We start from the raw sequence: 18672 nt of genomic DNA on the forward strand, positions 1-18672 counted from the left end.
AGAGGCGGCCTGCGATCGACGGGCGCTGCGCTAAAGTGCAGCTCTCCACGCGGCCAGCCCCACCTCCAGATCGGCGATCAGGTCCGCCGGATCCTCCAGCCCCACATGCAGCCTCAGCAACTCGCCCGCCAGTGTCGGCGGTTCGCCGCGCATGGAGAGTTGCGCCGTCTCGTGGGTGATCAGGCTCTCGAACCCACCCCAGGAATAGCCGAGACCGAACAGTTCCAGCGCGGACATCAGGGCGTGGGCGGCGGCCGTGTCGCCGCCCTCCATGACGAGCCCGAACAGGGAGGCGGCCCCGGTGTAGTCGCGGCTCCACAGGGTATGGGCGGGCGACCGGGGCAGGGCGGGCCAGAGCACGTCGGCGACCTCGGGCCGGGCCAGAAGCCAGTCCGTGACGATGCGGGTCGAGCGCGCCTGCTCCGCATAGCGCAGGGGCAGGGTGCGCAGGCCGCGCAGGGCCAGCCAGGCGTCGTCGGAGGTGACGCGCCAGCCGTAGTCCTCGATCGTCTCGAAGATCGGCCTGCCGACCGCCTCGTCGGCGACGGCGATGGAGCCCATCAGCAGGTCGGAGTGGCCGCCCGCGTATTTGGTCAGGGCCTGGACGCTGACATCGACGCCATGCGCCAGCGGCTTGAAGGCGAGACCCGCGCCCCAGGTGTTGTCCATGATCGTCAGGACGCCGCGGTCGCGACAGGCGGCGGTCAGGGCCCGGACGTCGGCCATGTCAAAGGTCAGGGAGCCGGGGGACTCGATCAGGAGCACTTTGGTTCGGTCGGTGACGGCCGACAGGATCTGGTCGGTCGCGGCGTCGGCCGGGTGGAAGGTCGTCGTGATTCCTCGCGGCTTGAGGTGGCGGTGCAGGAAGCGGCGGCTCGGGCCGTAAAGGGCGTCGGTGGTCAGCACCGCGTCGCCGGGCTGGAGCAGGGCGGTCAGGGGCACGGTGACGGCGGCCAGGCCCGAGGGGACCAGCCAGACATCGGACGCCCCCTCCAGTTCGGCGAGGGCCTCCCGCAGGGCGCGGCCGGCGGCCAGATCCTCGATGCCGTAGGTCGGGCCGGTCGAGCCGTCGCGCATGGCGGCGGGCGAATCGTTCAGCAGGGTCGAGGCGCGCTCGACCGGGGGAGAGACCGGACGGCGTCCCGACGTCGAGGCGGACGGGCGGCGCGTGGCCCCCGCGATCAGGCGCGTACGGTCGGAACGGTCAGTCATGGCGGCTCGCGGGGTTGCGGTTCAGGCCTCAAAGGCCTCTAAAAGGGTGGGGGCGCAAGTCTGACGAGAGTGACGGAGCGCGGGATGCGGAGAGGCGGAAAAACGGTTCGAACAGCGGCGGTCCTGATGGGTCTGGCGCTGGCGCTGACCGGATGCGGGCCGGATGCGCGCAAGACCGCCACGCCCGAAGACCCCGCCGCCCAGACCCCCACCGAGGCCCCGGCCTTCAGCAGCGCGACCCTGCAGGCGGTGAAGCGGCGCGGGCGCCTGAACTGCGGCGTGCACGAGGGTCTGGTCGGCTTCGCCTATACGGACAACCGCGGCCAGTGGCGGGGCTTTGACGCCGACTTCTGCCGGGCGCTGGCCGCCGCCGTGCTGGGCGATGCGGACGCCGTGCGGTTCGTGCCCCTGACCACCAGCCAGCGTTTCGACGCCCTGCGCGGCGGGCGGGTGGATGTGCTGTGGCGCGAGACGTCCTGGACCCTGTCGCGGGAGGCGCAGGAGGGAATCCGCTTCGCCGGGGTCAACTATTACGACGGACAGGGCTTCCTGGTGCGCCGGTCGCTGAACCTCGCCAGCGCGGCGGAGATGAATGGCGCGCGCATCTGCGTGCAGCGGGCCTCGACCAGCGAACTGAACGTCTCCGACTGGTTCCGGGCGCGGGGCATCCAGTACACCCCGGTCGTCACCGACAATGAGGAGGCGGCGCGGGAGGCCTACGGGCGGGAGGACTGCGACGCCTTCAGCGCCGACATTTCCGCCCTGGCGGCCGCGCGGACCCTGCTGTCGAATCCGGAGCAGCACGCCATCCTGCCGGACGTGATCTCCAAGGAGCCGCTGGGCCCGGTGGTGAAGCGCGGCGACGAGGCCTGGACCTCCATCGTGCGCTGGACCCTGAACGGACTGATCCTCGCCGAGGAGCTGGGGCTCACGCGCCAGAACGTCGACGCGATGGCGAAGGACTCGCGCGATCCCGCCGTACGCCGGCTGCTGGGGACCGAGGGCGAGTTCGGGCCGATGCTGGGCCTCTCGAAGTCGTGGATGAAAGACGCCGTCGCGGCGGAGGGCAATTACGGTGAGATTTTCGCCCGTAACGTCGGCTCGGATTCTCCACTCGACCTCGCGCGCGGGCTCAATGCACAATGGAACCAACGGCCTGCCGGCTTGATCTACGGCCTGCCGATCCGATAACCACGCGGCTCGCAGCCGGGGGACCTGTTCATGGAAACGACCAAAAAGGGCGGCATCGCCCTGCACTGGCTGATGCTGATCGGCTTTGTCGTCGGTCTGGCAGGCGGCATGGCCGTCAACCTGATGGTCGGCGCCGACGCGCCGTGGGTGGTCTGGGTGACCTCCAACATCACCGGTCCGGCGGGGCAGATCTTCCTGCGGCTGCTGTTCATGCTGGTCATCCCCCTGCTGTTCTCGGCCCTCGTGGTCGGGGTGGCCGAGATGGGCGATCTGAAGTCGCTGGGCCGCGCGGGTATCAAGACCCTGCTGCTGACCATCGTCGTGTCCGGCATCGCCGTGGTGATCGGCCTGGGCATGGTCAATCTGTTCCGGCCCGGCGACGGCGTCGATCCGGCCCTGGCCGCGCGGCTTCTGGCCCAGGGAGCCGAGGGCGCCTCGGCCATCGTCGAGAAGGCGCCCGAGAGCGTCCAGTTCGGCCAGTTCTTCCTCGACCTGATCCCGTCCAACGTCTTCACGGCGGCGTCGGAGAACCAGATCCTGCCGGTGATGATCTTCGCCCTGTTCTTCGGGATCGGGCTGGTCATGGCCAAGAGCCCGGCCACGGACCGGCTGCAGACCGTCATCGAGGGCATCCTCGAAGTGACGATGAAGCTGATCAACATGGTCATCAAGCTGGCGCCCTATGCGATCGCCTGTCTGATGTTCAACCTGGCCGCCCTGTTCGGCTGGGACCTGCTGGTGCGTCTCGCCGCCTATGTCGGCGTGGCCGTGGGCGCGATGGCGATCCATATGTTCGTGGTCTATCCGCTCGTCGTCTGGATCGGCGGCGGCATGAACCCGCTGAAATTCTTCCGCGGCGTGCGCGAGCCGATGGTCGTCGCCTTCTCGACCGCCTCGTCCAACGCCTCCCTGCCGGTCTCGCTGCGGGCCGCCGAGGAGCAGCTGGGCCTGCCGCGCAAGATCGCCCGCTTCGTCCTGACCGTCGGCGCCACCGCCAACCAGAACGGCACCGCCCTGTTCGAGGGGGTCACGGTCCTGTTCCTGGCCCAGTTCTTCCAGATCGAGCTGTCGATCACCCAGCAGGTCATCGTCATGCTGGTCTGCATCCTCGGCGGCGTCGGCACGGCGGGCGTGCCCGCGGGCTCGCTGCCGGTGGTGGCCATGATCCTGGTGATGGTCGGCGTGCCCGCGGAAGGCATCGGCCTGATCCTCGGCGTCGACCGCTTCCTCGACATGTGCCGCACCACCCTGAACGTGACGGGCGATCTGGTGCTGGCCACGGTGGTGTCGCGCGGCGAGAGCGATGACACCCTGCCCGCCGACGCCTCGATCGCTCCGGCGGAACTGCCGGGCGAGGGCCGTCGCGGCCTGAAGCACGGGACCGCCGAAGGGGCCTGATCAGCCCGTCTTGACGGGGCCGCCTTGGGGCGCGCCCCATTCGCTCCAGCTGCCGTCATAGAGGCGTGACGTCCGGCCCAGCTCGGCCAGGCCGAGCGTCAGGATGGCGGCGGTGACCCCGGAACCGCAGGTGGTGATGACCGGGCGGTCGATATCCACGCCCGCCTCCACGAAGGCCGCCTCCAGCCCCTCGCCCCGTTTCATCGTGCCGTCGGCGTTCAGCAGCGCGCCATAGGGCAGGTTGAGCGCGCCGGGCATGTGGCCCGAGCGGACGCCGGGACGGGGCTCGGCGGCCTCGCCGCGGAAGCGGGCGGCGCCGCGGGCGTCCAGCACCTGGGTGTCTTCGGCCAGGGCGGCCTGCACGTCCTCAAACTCTGCGACGGCGGCGCTGTCGAAGCGGGGGCTGAAGACCGCGAAGCCGGGTCGGTCCGGGGCGCCCGTTTCGGTCGGCAGGTCCAGCGCCCGCCAGGCGGGCAGTCCGCCGTCGAGAACGCGGACGTCGCGCGCTCCCATGATCGTCAGCATCCACCAGACCCGCGCCGCCGAGAACAGGCCCGTCGTGTCATAGACGACGAGACTGTCGCGGTCCGACAGTCCCAGCACCCCCGCCGAGGCGGCAAAGGCGGCGGGCGAGGGCAGCATGTGGGGCAGGGGGCTGTCGGCGGCCGACACCCCGTCGAGGTCGAGGAAGATCGCGCCCGCAACATGGGCTTCGGCGAAGTCGGCGCGGGCGTCGCGGCCGTCCAGATGCCAGCTGGCGTCCACGATCCGCAGGCCCGGCTCTCCCAGACGGGCGGCGAGGTCGGCGGCGGAGATCAGGGGCGAGGTCATGCCCCCGATATGCGCCCGGCCTCAGACCTTCGCCAGAGCCAGCTGGACCACATCCGTGCGCCGCGACCGGAAGCCGGCTTCGCAATAGGCCAGGTAGAAGCGCCACAGCCGGCGAAAACGCTCGTCGAACCCGGCCATCCGGCTGATCTCGCTCCACGACGACTGGAACCGCTCGTCCCAGAGCTTGAGCGTGTCGGCATAGTCGAGGCCGAAGCGCTCTATGGCCTGCCAGCTCAGACCGGCGCGTTCGATCACCGGCTTCAGCCGCGTTTCCGACGGCAGCATGCCGCCGGGGAAGACGTATTTCTGGATGAAGTCCGTGCGCCGGGCGTACTCCTCGAACAGCTCATCCTGGATGGTGATGATCTGCAGGCCGGCGCGGCCGCCCGGCGTGAGCACGTCGCGGATCTTGCTGAAATAGGCGGGCCAGTATTCCTGGCCGACGGCCTCGAACATCTCGATCGAGGCGACGCGATCGAACTGGCCGGTGACGTCGCGGTAGTCGATCAGCTGGATGTCCGCCTTCTCCGACAGGCCGGCGTTGAACAGGCGTTGTTTCGCCAAGTCGTACTGCTCGCGCGAGATGGTGATGCCGGTGACGCGGGCGCCGACCTCGCGGGCGGCGAACTCGGCGAACCCGCCCCAGCCGCAGCCGATCTCCAGCACGGTCTGCCCCGGCTGCAGATCCATGAGCCGGGCGAGGGCGGCGTATTTCTCGCGCTGCGCCGCTTCCAGCGTCATGTCGGGGCGGGCGAACCGCGCCGACGAATAGGTCATCGAGGGATCGAGCCACCGGCCATAGAAGGCATTGCCCAGATCGTAGTGGGCGTGGATGTTCTTTTTCGAGCCCGAGCGGCTGTTGCGATTCAGCCGATGCGACAGCCAGTTGACCGCCGTCATCACCGGGTTGCCGTCGAACAGCCGGCGGATGTTGTCGTAGTTCTGGGCCAACACTTCCAGCAATGGCGCCAGATGCGGCGTGTCCCATTCGGCGGCCATATAGCCCTCGGCGAAACCGATATCGCCGTTGGCCAGAACCCGGCGGGCGAAGCGGTAGTCGCGGATCTCGATCACGGCGGCGGGGCCGGGCGCCTGTCCCTCCAGCCGGTGGGTCTCGCCGTTGGGCAGCCGGACGGTCAGCTGTCCGAAGGTCCAGTTGGCGGAAAGCAGGCGCAGCAACAGGGCGAACCCGCGGGGCGTGCGGGCCGGAGCCTCGGGCCGTTCAGCGGTCAACGACGTCATGATGCACGATGTGGGGAGGCCGTCCGCGGGGCATCAATCCCCGGGGTCGTCGTGACGGGACGCGGTGACGGTGCGCAGGGCCTCGAGCGCGCGATCCCGCGCGTCTGCGTGATCGAGGATCGGGCGCGGGTAATCATGCCCGATCCAAAGGCCGACGCCGCGCAGGATTTCCGGCGGCGCGGTCCAGGGCGCGTGGAGCCACTTGTCGGGAAGGGCCGCGATCTCGGGGACCCAGCGGCGGACATACTGTCCCTTGGCATCGAATTTGGTCCCCTGGGTAACTGGATTGAACACTCTGAAATACGGTGCAGCGTCCGCTCCGGATGCCGCAACCCACTGCCAATTCTGCACATTGCTGGCCAGATCGGCGTCCACCAGGGTGTCGCGGAACCAGGCTTCGCCCCGTCGCCAGTCGATCAGGAGGTCTTTCACGAGGAAGGAGGCGACGATCATCCGCACGCGATTGTGCATCCAGCCGGTGGTCCAGAGCTGGCGCATTCCGGCGTCTACGATCGGATAGCCGGTGCGTCCGTGACGCCAGGCGTCGAACCCCGCCTCGTCATCCCGCCAGGGCATCCGGTCGTACTCGGGCCGGAAGGCGGTGTCGGTGATCTGGGGGAAGTGGTGCAGCAGGTGGGCCGAAAAATCACGCCAGCCCAGTTCGGCGACGAATTTGTCGGTTTCGGCCCGGGGAACCCGGCCCTCGTCCGCGACGGCCCGGACCCGTTCGATGGCGCGCCAGGGATGGATCTCGCCGAAATGCAGATGCGGCGACAGGCGGCTGCATCCCGGTGCGGCGGGGAAGTCTCGGTCGCGGCTGTAGGCCTTCAATCCGCCGGCGATGAAGCGGGAAAGAGCCTCCGACGCTCCGGCCTCGCCCGGCGTCCAGTCGAAGCCCGTGGACCAGTCAGGCTTTGAGGGATGCAGTTTCCAGTCGTCGAGCAGTTCGCTGTCCAGACCCGCCGGGGTCTCGATGATCCGCGGGCCGGTCGTGTGCGGCGGCGGCTCGGCGGCGGCCAACAGGGCTTTCAGGAACGGGGTGAAAACCTTGTAGGGCAGCCCCGACCCGTTCAGCACCGCCCCCGGGCGGCACATCAGCGTGCCGTTCCAGCCCTTCACCTCAACGCCGTCGGCCTTCAGCGAATGGGCGATGTCGGCGTCGCGGGCGAACAGTTCAGGCTCGAAGCGGCGGTTCATGAAGACGGTGTCGGCGCCGGTCTCGCCGATCAGGCGGCGCAGTCCGGATTCCGAATCACCGGAGCGCAGGATCAGGCGCGAGCCGCGCGCCTTCAGGCTGTCGTCCAGCGCCCGTAGTGACTTGTCGAGCCACCAGAGGGACGCGCCACCCGCCCGATCCTGAACCGGACCCTGATCGTGGATGTAGACCGGAATGACCGGCGCGCCGGTCTCCGCGGCGTGATTGAGCGCCGGGTTGTCGGACAGGCGCAGGTCGCGCCGGAACCACAGAATGACGGGGGCGGGTCTGGTGGTCATGCGGTCGGGCTCCGTGATAGCTTGCGATCCTCAACGTCGAACGCCACCTGATCGCCGCATAGGTGCGGCAAGGGCCGCGCGTCGCCAAGTCGCTTTACGCAGGAATTCGCCGTGTCCAAGCCCAACGCCGTCATCGACATCAAGGGCGTCGCCCGTCCCGTCAGCATCGGCGGCAACCAGCGCATCGTTTTCATCGCCGGGCCGTGCCAGCTGGAAAGCCGTGAACACGCGCTGGAGATGGCCCATGCGCTGAAGGAGATCGGCGAGCGGCTGAACGTCGGCATCATTTACAAGACCAGCTTCGACAAGGCGAACCGCACCAGCGCCGGCGCCGCGCGCGGTTTTGGTCTTGAGGGCTCGCTGCCGATCTTCGCGGAAATCCGCGAGAGCGTCGGCCTGCCGGTGCTGACCGATGTGCACACCGAAGAGCATTGCCGCATCGCCGGCGAAGTCGTCGATGTGCTGCAGATCCCGGCCTTCCTGAGCCGCCAGACCGACCTGCTGCTGGCCGCCGCCGCGACGGGCAAGGCGATCAACATCAAGAAGGGCCAGTTCCTGGCGCCCTGGGACATGAAGAACGTCATCGCCAAGGTCACGGGCGCGGGCAATCCCAACGTCATGGCCTGCGAGCGCGGCGCCAGCTTCGGCTACAACACCCTCGTTTCGGACATGCGCGCCCTGCCGATCCTCAAGGAGATCGGCTGCCCCGTCGTCTTCGACGCCACCCATTCGGTGCAGCAGCCGGGTGGGCAGGGCACCTCGTCGGGCGGACAGCGTGAGTTCGTGCCGGTTCTGGCCCGCGCCGCCGTGGCCGTGGGCGTCGACGCCGTCTTCATGGAAACCCATCAGGACCCGGACAACGCGCCGTCGGACGGCCCGAACATGGTGCCTCTGAACCAGTTCGAGGCCCTGGCCGCCGAGCTTCTGGCCTACGACGACCTGTCGAAGGCGCGGATGGCGAAGGTCGCGTGAATCCGATAGGTCGGGCGCATGGCTGAACGCACGCTCGATCTCGGACAACTGCAGGCGCTGCTGGAGCGCGTGCGCGGGCTGAAGGTCGCCTGCGTCGGCGACCTGATGCTGGACCGCTATGTCTATGGCGAGGTCAGCCGCATTTCGCCCGAGGCGCCGATCCCGGTCCTGAAGGCGAAGCGGACGGTGGCCATGGCCGGCGCCGTCGGCAATGTGGCCCGCAACGTCGGCTCCCTGGGCGGCGTCGCCCGTCTGGGCGCGGCTGTCGGTCAGGATGCGGCGGGCGTCGAGCTGCTGGCCCTGATCGGGCAGGACGCCGGGGTCGACAGCTTTGTCGAGGTCAGCCCCGCCGCTCCGACTATCGTGAAAACCCGCTATGTCTCCGCCGGCCAGCAACTGCTGCGGCTGGATGACGAGGAGGCGGGCGACCGGACCCTGCCGTCGAACGGGGTGTTCGATCAGGCGGCCTCCATCCTGATTTCCGACTACGCCAAGGGCAGTGTGACGCCGGCCCTACTGGAGGACGCGCTGGACGCCGCCAAGGCTTCGGGCGCGCCGGTGATCGTCGATCCCAAGGGCGTGGACTTCGCCCGCTACGGCGCCGTCGATGTCATCAAGCCGAACGCCAGCGAACTGGCCGGGGCCACGGGCCTGCCGGTCGAGACGGACGCCCAGGTCGAGGCGGCGCTAACGGCCCTGCTGGAGGCGACGACCGCAAAGGCCCTGATCGTCACCCGCGCCGGCAAGGGCATGAGCCTGATGCGGCGCGGCGGTGAGGCGAAACATTTCCCGGGGCGGGCGCGCGAGGTGTTCGACGTCTCGGGCGCCGGAGACACCGGCCTGGCGGCCTTGGGCCTGGCGCTGGGCGCGGGCGCGTCGCTGGAGACGGCGGTGGAGTTCGCCATCCTCGCCTCGGGCGTGGTGGTCGGCAAGGCCGGCACGGCCGTGGTCTCGCCCGCTGAACTGATCGACGCCGAAATGAGCCAGCATGCCTCGGGCGCCCACGCCAAGGTGATGCCGCTGGAGGAGCTGGCGCATGTGGTCGAGGGCTGGAAGCGCCAGGGGCTGAAGGTCGGCTTCACAAACGGCTGTTTCGACATCCTGCACCGCGGCCATGTCGCCTATCTGGCCCAGGCCCGCAGCTGGTGCGACCGGCTGGTGGTAGCGCTGAACACCGACGCCTCGGTGCGCCGGCTGAAGGGCGAAGGCCGGCCGATCAACGATCTGGACAGCCGCGCGGTGGTCATCGGCGGCCTGCAGTCCGTGGATCGCGTGACCAGTTTCGACGAGCCGACGCCTCTGGCCCTGATCGAACGCCTGCGGCCCGACGTGCTGATCAAGGGCGCGGACTACACGCGTGAAGGCGTGGTCGGCGGCGATCTGGTCGAGAGTTGGGGCGGCGAGGTCCGGCTGGCGACGTTCGAGGACGGCTATTCCACCACCCGCACGATTGAAAAGATGAAGGCTGACTGATGACGCGTCGGATGATCGTGGTGACCGGCGGCGCGGGCTTCATCGGCTCCAACATCGTCGCGCGCCTGTGCGCCGACGATCGCTATGACGTGGTGGTCTGCGACCGCATGGAAGAGGCGGCGCTGGGCAAGTGGAAGAATCTGGCCAAGCACGCCATCGCCGACTTCTGGTCGCCGGAAGAGCTGTTCGAACAGCTGGAGCGCCATGCCGAGGCGGTCGAGGCCGTGGTCCATATGGGCGCGATCTCATCGACGACGGAGGCCGACGCCGACCTGATCATGCGCACCAATTTCAGCCTGTCCCGCGACCTGTGGGACTGGTGCGCCCTGCGCGACGCACGCCTGATCTACGCCTCCTCGGCGGCGACCTATGGCGACGGTGACGGCGGGTTCGAGGATGACGACAGCCTTGAGGCCTTGGGTGCGCTCAGGCCGCTAAACGCTTACGGCTATTCGAAAATGCTGTTCGATCAGTATGCGGCGCGGCAGTCGGATCGCGGTCAGTCGCCCAGCCAGTGGGCCGGGTTGAAATTCTTCAACGTCTATGGCCCGAACGAGTACCACAAGGGCGGCATGAAGTCGGTCGTGGCCCAGATCTGGCCCAAGGTGCAGGCGGGCGAACCCGTCACCCTGTTCCGCTCGCACAATCCGAACTACGCCGACGGCGGCCAGATGCGGGACTTCGTCTTCGTGGAGGATGTGGTCGACATCATTCTGTGGTTGCTGGACGCCCCGCACGTCTCGGGCGTGTTCAACGCCGGGTCCGGGCAGGCGCGGTCCTTCCTCGATCTGGCCAACGCCACCTTCGCGGCGGCCGGCAAGACCCCGCAGGTCGACTACGTCGACACCCCGCTGTCGATCCGGGACAAGTACCAGTACTTCACCGAAGCCCGGATGGAGCGCATTCGCGCCGCCGGCTACGGCGGGCAGTCGACGCCGCTGGAAGAGGGGGTCCGCCGCTATGTGCAGGACTTCCTGATGAAGCCGGATACCTACCGGTGAGCCGGGCGAAGCTGACATTCCGGCAGTGGGTCGGTGTCGTCGGCATCGCCCTGGTCGTGCTCGTGGCCGTCGCGGTGGCCGTCTGGCGCGGGGATATCCTCAAGGCCGGTCTGGACCCGCAGGTGCCGTTCCAGACCTACACTCCGCCGCCCGCGCCGGACTACCAACGGCCCGGCAGCTGGGCCCTGCTGGACGCGCGCGCGCCGGAAGCGGGCGGGGCGGCGGTCTTCTTCGTCCATTCGACCACCTATGACGGCGGGCGCGACTGGAACGGCCCGATCGGCGAGCCGAAAGGCGAACGGTGGCTGAAGGAGGTGGTGCTGCCCAACTACGCCGGGCCGTTCGCGCGCGCCGGCGCGGTCAGCGCGCCCCGCTATCGACAGGGCAGCCTCTACACCCGCCTGACGCTGCGCGAGGATGCGCGGGAAGCGCGGGCCTTCGCCTATCGGGACATCGTCGCGGCCTTTGACAACTGGCTGGCGCGCCATCCGACGGGACCGCTGGTGCTGGCCGGGACGGAGCAGGGCGGAGAACTGGTCGAGCGGCTGCTGCGGACCCGGATCGCGCCCGATCCCGCGCTGCGGTCGCGGGTGGCGGCGGTCTATCTGATGGATGTGGTGGCGGCGGTGGACCAGTTGCCCGCGACCTTCCCGCCCTGCGCCAGCCGCGCCCAGACCAACTGCACCGTCGGCTGGTCGCCGGTGGCGGAGGGCAATGACGGCGCCGCCCGTCGGCGGCTGAACCGGGCTCTGGTCTGGGACGCCCGGGGCCGGCTGGTGGAGCTGAACGATCGCGAGGCCGTGTGCGTGAACCCGATCAGCGGTTCGACGGACACCGGCCGGGTCGACGCCCGCCTGCATCAGGGCGCGACGAACGCGACCGGACTGGAATGGGGCGCCCGCCCGGCGCTGATGGCCCGTGAAGTGGCCGCGCAGTGCCGTGACGGCGTGCTTCGCTACACCGAGCCCAAGCTGGAGTCCCTGCGTCTGACCGGAAGCTGGGCGGATCGCAGAAAGTCTCGTCCTTACAATCTTTTCTACGGTGATATTGAAGCAGACGTTCAGGCGCGTTTGGCAGCCTGGACGGCGTCTCACCCAACCTAGTCGAGGCCCGGCCGGTCGTTGCGCCAGTCGAACAGGGCCTCCAGCACCTTCACGGCCTCGCCCCGAGGCGTCAGCAGGTCCGGGTCCCGCCCCAGCACGATCCGGGCGTCATCCGCCGCCGCCAGCATCAGGCCCCGATGGCGGATCGGATCGGCGAAGCGATAGGCCGGGAAGCCGCTCTGCTTCAGCCCCAGCGGATCGCCGCCGCCACGCAGGCGGAAATCCTCCTCGGCGATTTCGAACCCGTCCTCGGTCCGACGCAGGGTCTCCAGCCGGGTCCTCGCCGTCTCTCCGAGACCATCATCCCCGCCGCCGTACAGCAGCAGGCAGGTGCTGGCCTTGGCGCCCCGCCCGACCCGACCGCGCAACTGGTGAAGCTGGGCCAGGCCGAAACGGTCGGCGTGTTCGATCACCATGATCGAGGCGTTGGGCACATCGACCCCGACCTCGACCACCGTGGTGGCGACCAGCAGCGGCGTGCGGCCGTCGGCGAAATCGGCCATCACCGCCTCGCGCTCGGCGCCCGGCATCTGGCCGTGGGCCAGTCCGACCTCGATATTCAGGAGCCGGCGCAGGTCGGCGGCGCGAGCCTCGGCGGCGGCCAGATCGCTGGCCTCGCTTTCGGCCACCAGCGGGCAGATCCAGTAGGCCTGGGCGCCGCTGTCCAGCGCCGTCTTCAGCCGCTTGGCCACTTCCCCGATCCGCGCCTGCGGCAGGACGGCGGTCGTCACCGGCGTGCGGCCCGGCGGCTTTTCCGTCAGGCGCGAGACGTCCAGCTCGCCGTACTGGGTCAGTTCCAGGGTGCGCGGGATGGGGGTGGCGGACATGGTCAGCAGGTGGACGCCGCCGGTGCGCGGGTCGCCCTTGGCCTGGAGGCGCTGGCGCTCGTTGACGCCGAAGCGGTGCTGTTCGTCGATGACGGCCAGCCCCAGCCGGTCGAAGCGGACGGCGTCCTGGAACAGGGCATGGGTGCCGATCGCGACCGCCGCCTCGCCGGACGCCAATGCGGCCAGCCGGGGGCGTCGCTCGGCCGGGGTGTCGCGGCCGGTCAGCAGGACGGTCGGCACGCCCGCCGCCTCCAGCATCGGACCCAGCCGTTGATAGTGCTGGCGCGCAAGAATCTCGGTCGGGGCCATCAGGGCCGCCTGGAAGCCCGAGGCCGCGGCGTCGGCCAGCGCCAGGGCGGCCACCGCCGTCTTGCCGGAGCCCACGTCGCCCTGCAGCAACCGTCCCATCTGTTCGCCCGAGACCAGATCGCGGCGGATGTCCTCCACGGCGCGCGCCTGCGCCCCGGTCAGGGTGAAGGGCAGGGCGGTCAGCAGTTTTGCAGAGGCTTCACCGGGACGGATCACCGGCGCGGGCGTGATCTGGCGGGCGCGGCGGCGGCGGGCCAGCGCCAGCTGGTGGGCGAAAAGCTCGTCATAGGCCAGGCGCTCGCGCACGGGCGAACCCGGATCCAGATCCGGCTCTCCGGCCGGGGCGTGGAGGGCGGCGATCGCCTCCTGCCAGCGGCCCCACCCCTGTTTGGCCAGCCAGGCCGGGTCCTGCCATTCCGGCAGGTCCGGCGTGAGCGCCAGCGCCTGCTGCGTCAGCTTGCGGATCACGCGTGAGCTCAGGCCCAGGGTCGCCGGATAGACCGGTTCGACGGCCGCGATCTCGTCCGCCTCGGTCGGCTTGAACACGTCCGGATGGACGATCTGCACCTCGTTGTTGAAACGCTCCACCTTGCCGGACACCAGCCGGGTTTCGCCGCGCGGCAGCAGGCGGTCGATGTGCTGGCCCGAGCCGCCAAACCAGATCATGTGGACGAAACCGGTCTGGTCCGACGCCCGCACCTTGATCGGCACGCCCGGTTTGCCGGGCAGGATCAGGCGGTCGATGATGACCTCGAAGATGCCGACCTGTCCCTCGATCGCATCCACCGCCGTCATCGGGCGGCGCACGACCACGCCCGACGGCGACAGGAACAGCACGTCGCGCACCAGCGGGCCGGCCAGTTTCTGGACCAGCGGCAGCACCTTTGGCCCCACGCCCTTCAGGGTGGAGACCTCGGCGAACAGCGGGAAGAGAATCTGGGGCCGCATTCCGCACACCATAGCTGGCGAAACGGCCGCTGGAACGCTATCTCCGGCCTCTCATTTGTGAAGGGCGCTCAGGCGTGCCGTACGGCGGCTCCCGACGAGAGCGCCTTTTCCTCCAATCGCCTGCCGGGCAAGGATTCTTGTGGCCGATACCAACGCGCGTCTGAACGAACCCCGGGAACAACGGCTGGGCCGGATCGCCTTCCGCGCCTGGCGTCGGGGCTTCCGCGAAGCCGATCTGGTGCTGGGGCCGTTCGCCGATCAGGTGGGGCCGTCGCTGGACGCCGCCGAACTGGACCTCTTCGAGGCCCTGCTGATGGAGGACGACGATCACGCCCTCTATGCCTGGATCATCCGCAGCGCGCCGACGCCCGAGCGCTATCAGGGCGCCCTGATGGACAAGATCCGCGCCTTCATGGCCGCGCACGTCGCGGCGGAAGTCGCCAAGGGCGCCGGTTGATGGACGCGCTGGTTCCGAAGCGCGGCGATCAGGCGCTGGGCGGCGCGCCCGAGGGGCTCGACGCCCTGACCGTCGCGGAACGGCTCCGCGCGGCCGGCGGCATGGGCCTGTTCGTGGCGCGCGACTATGCGCGCATGGGCGAGTTCGTGCAGGCGCTCCGTTTCTTCGCCGCAGACATTGAAGTCATTGAACTTCCGGCCTGGGACTGTCTGCCCTACGACCGGCTCAGCCCCACCGCCTCGGTCTCGGCCGAACGGATGGCGGCCCTGACGAAACTGGCCTGTCGCGAGCCCGCTGACAGCCGTCCGACGCTGGTGGTCACGACCGTCGCGGCGGCGACCCAGCGCACGCCGCCCCGGGAAGTGACCTGCGGGGCGGGCTTCGAGGCCGCGGTCGGGCGCGATCTCGATACGGTGGCGCTGGAGCGCTACTTCGCCGCCAACGGCTATCTGCGGGCCTCGACGGTGTCGGAGCGCGGCGAGTTCGCGGTGCGCGGCGGGGTGGTCGACGTCTTCCCGCCGGGCTTCGAGGAGCCGGTGCGGCTGGACATGTTCGGGTCCGAGCTCGAGTCGATCCGCACCTTCGATCCGGCCACCCAGCGTTCGACGGGGCAGCTGACCAGCGTCTCCCTGGCGCCCGTCTCCGAGGCCCTGCTGACGCCCGAAGCCATTTCGCGGTTCCGCACCGGCTATCTGAACCTGTTCGGCGCGGGCGGTGACGACCCCCTCTATGTCGCCGTCAGCGAGGGCGCGCGGCGTCAGGGCATGGAGCACTGGCTGCCGCTGCTCTACGACCGGCTGGAAACCCTGTTCGACTATCTGCCGGACGAGGCGCCGGTCTTCCTCGACAATCAGGCCGACGCCTCGCGCGCCGAGCGCTGGACCCTGACGGCTGACGCCTATGAGGCGCGTCGCGATGCGTCCCAGACCCGGGGCGGGGCCGCCAATCGCGCCCTGCCGCCGCAGCGGCTGTATCTGCCGGAGGCCGACTGGAACAGCGCGCTGGCGGGCCGCACCGTACGCCGGCTGTCGCCGTTCGCGGCGGGCGGCGAGGATGCGGGCGGCCGTCTGGGCCGCAGCTTCTCCGCCGAACGGTCCCAGGACAGCGTCAACCTGTTCGAGGCCGTGGCGAAGCACGCCCAGGCCCTGAAGGCGGCGGGCAAACGAGTGTTGTTCGCCTCCTGGACCGAGGGCTCGTCCGAGCGTCTGGCGGCCATGCTGTCGGACCACGGGCTGGAGCACGTCGTCGCCGTGCGCGACTGGACCGACGTGCAGAAGGCCCCGGAGGGCCTGTATCTGCGCGGGGTCCTGCCGGTCGAACACGGCTTCGAGACAGACGATTTGGCCGTCATCTCCGAGACCGACATCCTGGGCGACCGTCTGGCGCGGCCGCGCAAGAAGCGCCGGGCGTCCAACTTCCTCGCCGAGGCCTCGGCCCTGACCACCGGCGATCTGGTGGTGCACCTCGACCACGGCATCGGTCGCTACGAGGGGCTGAAGACGCTCGAGATCCAGGAGGCGCCGCACGACTGTCTGGAACTGATGTACGCCGGCGAGAGCAAACTCTATCTGCCCGTCGAGAACATCGACCTGCTGACCCGCTATGGCTCCGACACCGACGGGGCGCAGCTGGACCGGCTGGGCGGCGCGGGCTGGCAGGCGCGCAAGGCCAAGGCCAAGCAGCGCCTGCGCGATATGGCCGAGGGGCTGATCGCGCTGGCGGCCAAGCGGTCGCTGCGCACATCCGACGCCATCGTCCCGCCGCAGGGGCTGTTCGACGAGTTCTGCGCCCGCTTCCCCTATGAGGAGACGGACGACCAGCTCAACGCCATCGGCGACGTGCTGGAGGATCTCGGCAAGGGAACGCCGATGGATCGCCTGATCTGCGGCGATGTCGGCTTCGGCAAGACCGAGGTGGCCCTGCGCGCCGCCTTCGTCGTCGCCATGACGGGGCAACAGGTGGCTATCGTCTGCCCGACGACCCTGTTGGCGCGTCAGCATTTCAAGACCTTCTCGGAGCGCTTCGCGGGCTGGCCGATCAAGGTCCGTCACCTGTCACGCATGGTCACGGCCAAGGATGCGGCCGAGACGCGCGCGGGCCTGAAGGACGGCAGTTTCGAGATCGTCGTCGGCACCCATGCGGTGCTCAGCGAACAGGTCGGGTTCAAGGACCTCGGCCTGGTGATCGTCGACGAGGAGCAGCATTTCGGGGTCAAGCACAAGGAGAAGCTGAAGTCGCTTCGCGCCGATGTGCACCTGCTGACCCTGACCGCCACGCCGATCCCGCGCACCCTGCAGATGGCGCTGTCGGGCATCCGCGAGATGTCGATCATCGCCACCCCGCCGGTCGACCGGCTGGCGGTGCGGACCTATGTCACGCCGTGGGACCCGGTGCTGGTCCGCGAGGCCCTGCTGCGCGAGAAATATCGCGGCGGTCAGGCCTATTACGTCGTGCCGCGTCTGAACGACCTGCCGGACATCGAGAAATTCCTTCGCGAGAGCGTGCCGGAGATCAAGTTCGTGGTCGGCCACGGCCAGATGTCGCCGACCCAGCTGGAAGACGTGATGAGCGCCTTCTACGACGGCAGCTACGACCTGCTGCTGTCGACCACGATCGTTGAGTCCGGGCTGGATGTTCCGACCGCCAACACCTTGATCGTGCACAGGGCGGACATGTTCGGCCTGGCCCAGTTGCACCAGATCCGGGGCCGGATCGGCCGGGCCAAGGCGCGCGCCTTCGCCTATCTGACCACCGATGCGAAGAAGCCGCTGTCCCTGTCGTCGGAGCGCCGCCTGCAGGTGCTGCAGTCGCTCGACAACCTCGGCGCCGGTTTCCAGCTGGCCAGTCACGATCTGGACCAACGCGGCGGCGGCAACCTGCTGGGTGACGAACAGTCGGGCCATATCCGCGAGGTCGGCGTCGAACTGTACCAGCAGATGCTGGAGGACGCCGTCGCCGAACTGCGCCAGTCGGGCGAGGGCGGGACGGTCGACCGCGGCTGGTCTCCGGCCATCAACGTCGGTGCGGCGGTCCTGATTCCGGAGAATTACGTCCCCGACCTGAATGTCCGTCTCAGCCTGTATCGCCGCCTGTCCGACGCCGACGGCAGCGAACAGCGCGAGGCCTTGGCCGCCGAACTGATCGACCGGTTCGGGCCGCTGCCCGATGAAGCCAAGCAACTGCTGCGCATCGTCGGCATCAAGGCCAACTGCAAGACCGCCCACGTCGAACGCATCGACGTGGGACCCAAGGGCGCGGTCCTGACCCTGCGCAACAACAGCTTCCCGAACCCGATGGGGCTGGTCGGCCTGATCCAGAAGAACCACGCCTTCTGGAAGATCCGGCCCGATCAGAAGATCGTGGTGAAGGGCGACTGGGACACGCCGGAGGACCGGCTGAAGGTCGCCGAACGCATCACCGCCGATCTGGCGCGGGTGGCGGGGGCGGCCTAGGCGCAGCCCTCTTCCAGACCTTCCGGCGGGCGGCTGCTGAAGTGGTCGGCCCACCAGCCGGTCCAGCGGCTTTCCAGCGCGGCGAAGGCCGCGTCGTCCAGGCCGTAGGTGGTCAAGGTGACGCTGGTCCAGCCGTTCGACCATTTGGCGTTCGGCGCGCGGTTGTGCGCGATCAGCAGGCCGTCGCCCCACGCGCTGACGGTCAGTCCGCCCTGGTGACGGCCCAGATGCCAGACGGTTCCGCTCAGGGCGGCGTCCGGCCCGACGGGCCCGGCCCACGGCTCGCCCGCGGCGGGGACGTCGTCCACACCGACGCCCGCCAGTCCGTTCAGTGCGTGCGCTCCGAGCGGCTCACCCGACAGATAGATCGTCCGGCGCGGCTGGCCGATGTGGCGGGCCAGAAGGAAGGCCAGTTGCTGGGTGAAGGAGATCCAGCCCTCGGTCATGTCCTCATAGACGGCGTTCCAGTCGTCCTCGGTCGCCGGGGCGCTGCGGACGACGCGAACGATGGTCCGGTCGCCCTGGGCGATGACCTCATAGCGATCCGGCATGCCGCCGAAATGCAGCACGCGGTTCGCGTCGTCGGGCTCGGCGTGGTCGAAGAAGATCCAGTCGACCTCGGCCCCCAGGCTGTCGCTGTCCCAGCCGAACCACTGCATCAGCTGGTCGCGGTCGCGCAGGGCCTTCCATACGGCGTCGGCGGGGGCGGGCACGGTGACCTCGACCAGAACGCGGTCTTCCATGGGCTGATCAGTCATCACG

14 protein-coding genes are annotated in these 18672 nt (G+C 69.3%); 8 read left to right on the forward strand and 6 right to left on the reverse strand.

The genetic code is table 11. From position 1 onward, the window contains the following. Window positions 1-30: 30 nt before the first annotated feature. Window positions 31-1212, reverse strand: coding sequence for a cystathionine beta-lyase (gene metC, locus ACW174_RS13910; RefSeq protein ID WP_492015030.1), 1182 nt, complete (start codon window positions 1210-1212; stop codon window positions 31-33). Between the two features lie 84 nt (window positions 1213-1296). Here metC and ACW174_RS13915 point away from each other — a divergent pair, with 84 nt between their 5' ends. Next, complete coding sequence (locus ACW174_RS13915) at window positions 1297-2403, forward strand: amino acid ABC transporter substrate-binding protein (protein ID WP_492015031.1); 1107 nt, start codon at window positions 1297-1299, stop codon at window positions 2401-2403. Window positions 2404-2433: 30 nt separating this feature from the next. Continuing rightward, on the forward strand, window positions 2434-3801 hold the full coding sequence (locus ACW174_RS13920; protein ID WP_492015032.1) for a dicarboxylate/amino acid:cation symporter: 1368 nt from the start codon (window positions 2434-2436) through the stop codon (window positions 3799-3801). Here ACW174_RS13920 and sseA read toward each other — a convergent pair whose 3' ends face one another. Genes sseA through ACW174_RS13935 form a run of 3 tightly spaced genes read right to left on the reverse strand, consistent with a single transcriptional unit; the run spans window position 3802 to window position 7368 of the window. Then, window positions 3802-4632 carry a 3-mercaptopyruvate sulfurtransferase gene (gene sseA, locus ACW174_RS13925; protein WP_492015033.1) on the reverse strand — a complete coding sequence of 277 codons (831 nt, stop codon included), beginning with the start codon at window positions 4630-4632 and terminating at the stop codon, window positions 3802-3804. A gap of 21 nt (window positions 4633-4653) precedes the next feature. Beyond that, entirely contained in the window at window positions 4654-5874 is a 1221-nt protein-coding gene (locus ACW174_RS13930) for a class I SAM-dependent methyltransferase (protein ID WP_492015034.1), read from the reverse strand. Window positions 5875-5907: 33 nt separating this feature from the next. Then, window positions 5908-7368: a cryptochrome/photolyase family protein gene (locus ACW174_RS13935; RefSeq protein WP_492015035.1), complete on the reverse strand. Its 1461-nt coding sequence runs from the start codon at window positions 7366-7368 to the stop codon at window positions 5908-5910. A 111-nt stretch (window positions 7369-7479) separates the two neighbouring features. Here ACW174_RS13935 and kdsA point away from each other — a divergent pair, with 111 nt between their 5' ends. Genes kdsA through ACW174_RS13955 form a run of 4 tightly spaced genes read left to right on the forward strand, consistent with a single transcriptional unit; the run spans window position 7480 to window position 11917 of the window. Further along, on the forward strand, window positions 7480-8340 hold the full coding sequence (gene kdsA / locus ACW174_RS13940; RefSeq protein ID WP_492015036.1) for a 3-deoxy-8-phosphooctulonate synthase: 861 nt from the start codon (window positions 7480-7482) through the stop codon (window positions 8338-8340). Between the two features lie 18 nt (window positions 8341-8358). Continuing rightward, complete coding sequence (gene rfaE2, locus ACW174_RS13945) at window positions 8359-9813, forward strand: D-glycero-beta-D-manno-heptose 1-phosphate adenylyltransferase (RefSeq protein ID WP_492015037.1); 1455 nt, start codon at window positions 8359-8361, stop codon at window positions 9811-9813. Then, window positions 9813-10814, forward strand: coding sequence for an ADP-glyceromanno-heptose 6-epimerase (gene rfaD / locus ACW174_RS13950; RefSeq protein WP_492015038.1), 1002 nt, complete (start codon window positions 9813-9815; stop codon window positions 10812-10814). The genes rfaE2 and rfaD overlap by 1 nt, the downstream gene beginning before the upstream one ends. Next, complete coding sequence (locus ACW174_RS13955; protein ID WP_492015039.1) at window positions 10811-11917, forward strand: DUF3089 domain-containing protein; 1107 nt, start codon at window positions 10811-10813, stop codon at window positions 11915-11917. Before rfaD ends, ACW174_RS13955 begins: the two co-directional genes overlap by 4 nt. On the opposite strand, the gene recG is transcribed toward ACW174_RS13955, so the two are convergent. Beyond that, on the reverse strand, window positions 11914-14001 hold the full coding sequence (gene recG, locus ACW174_RS13960) for an ATP-dependent DNA helicase RecG (RefSeq protein WP_492015040.1): 2088 nt from the start codon (window positions 13999-14001) through the stop codon (window positions 11914-11916). The genes ACW174_RS13955 and recG overlap by 4 nt on opposite strands. 139 nt (window positions 14002-14140) lie before the next feature. On the opposite strand from recG, the gene ACW174_RS13965 reads away from it, so the two are divergent. Together ACW174_RS13965 and mfd are read left to right on the forward strand one after the other, a co-directional pair. Further along, on the forward strand, window positions 14141-14458 hold the full coding sequence (locus ACW174_RS13965; protein ID WP_492015041.1) for an FAD assembly factor SdhE: 318 nt from the start codon (window positions 14141-14143) through the stop codon (window positions 14456-14458). Continuing rightward, entirely contained in the window at window positions 14458-17910 is a 3453-nt protein-coding gene (mfd, locus tag ACW174_RS13970; RefSeq protein WP_492015042.1) for a transcription-repair coupling factor, read from the forward strand. Before ACW174_RS13965 ends, mfd begins: the two co-directional genes overlap by 1 nt. On the opposite strand, the gene ACW174_RS13975 is transcribed toward mfd, so the two are convergent. Further along, window positions 17907-18668: an SRPBCC family protein gene (locus tag ACW174_RS13975; RefSeq protein WP_492015043.1), complete on the reverse strand. Its 762-nt coding sequence runs from the start codon at window positions 18666-18668 to the stop codon at window positions 17907-17909. The genes mfd and ACW174_RS13975 overlap by 4 nt on opposite strands. Between the last annotated feature and the right edge of the window lie 4 nt (window positions 18669-18672).

The organism is Brevundimonas sp. AVps31 (assembly GCF_058681355.1).